A 1,247-nucleotide genomic window follows, 5' to 3' on the forward strand; every position below is an offset into this window, starting at 1 on the left:
TTCTCTAATTGCAATTGAGCGCCTATCACTGGAGTATTATGTTTTAAGGCTTGAGTCTTTATGGTAAAATTATCGAAATTCAAGCTTGTATCTTTAGCCACTCGAATATCAACAGGAAATTTTAGTTGCTCTCTCGGCTTCACAAACGGAAAAGAAAACAAAGTCTCCAAGTAACTCTTTAGACTTTCATGGATAACAATCGTCAAAGAAGCGGGCTGGAACATCGGTAAAATATGTAGCCCATAACAGTGGTCTAAATGTAGGTGTGAAAGCATAACAGTAACATTTTTATCACGAACGCTTTCTCTGTCTATTTTTCTAACCCCAGTGCCTAAGTCGAACAAAACAATATCTCTATCATTTACGAATACCCCTACAGAATTAGTAGCACCTGATGTGCTGTCAAACCAACCGGAAGTTCCATAAAATACGATTTCAAATGCTTTAGTCTCCTCTTTCATCAAAGTATCTCCTTATTTTTACAGCATATTCGTTGTTTTTATCGTACCATTGCCATGCTCCCCATTGATTAATTTTTAGATAATCAGCGATCGCAAAACTATTGTCCTGAATTAATTTGTGGCGATCAGAATAGCGACGATTTTTATAATCTCCCTGAACAATATGATAAATCGTATTTTCTAGGTAAGAAACTCGTCCCTCAATGGTATCAAAAACTTTATCTCCCCAAGAATGATATAGATTAGAAAACGTATGATTTAAAAAAAGCGCTTTAACAAAAACCGAATGATATCCCATAGCAGAGGCCAATAAAACCTTGTCGCCACCTCCCAAAATCATAAAGTCGGGGAAGCCTATTTCTCTAATCGTGGTCGCCTTTGCCGCCCATCCAAAGCCCGGATTACATCCAAGACTTAAGCTGATGCCACTTTTACTGAAATAATCCTTAACTGTAATATCGCGATTGAAACTGGTGACCACGGATTTGCGCCTAAGTCCAGTTAGAGAAAAATGGCCATTCTCAAGCTTTACATCTTCGACTCGATTGAAGATCTGAACCAGTCGGTAGCTTTCCAGTTTTTCTTTTAATTGCTCTTGCCAACCCTTGTTAGTAAAAAGAAGATCGGCATCAGCCCAAACAACATATTGATGCTTTTCATTCAAATGGGATAACGCTACGTTATAGAATCTTTCTTTTTGCCAAAGTACAGAAGCAGAGGTAATCTTGATTATTTTAAGATTCTGCGAGGAAAAAATACTGTCAGTATCTAAGCCATAACAAACCA

The 1,247-nt window shown here is 37.6% G+C and carries 2 protein-coding genes; both read right to left on the reverse strand.

Annotated elements, in window-relative coordinates; genetic code table 11:
- Nucleotides 1-461, reverse strand: a 461-nt coding sequence (locus F6K51_RS37610; RefSeq protein WP_293031360.1) for an MBL fold metallo-hydrolase, incomplete at its 3' end; no start/stop codon positions are given.
- Nucleotides 445-1,247: hypothetical protein (locus F6K51_RS37615; protein ID WP_293031362.1), on the reverse strand; the 803-nt coding region annotated here is incomplete at its 5' end. The genes F6K51_RS37610 and F6K51_RS37615, both read right to left, overlap by 17 nt.

Source organism: Moorena sp. SIO3I8 (assembly GCF_010692325.1).
In the GTDB taxonomy this organism is placed as follows: domain Bacteria; phylum Cyanobacteriota; class Cyanobacteriia; order Cyanobacteriales; family Coleofasciculaceae; genus Moorena.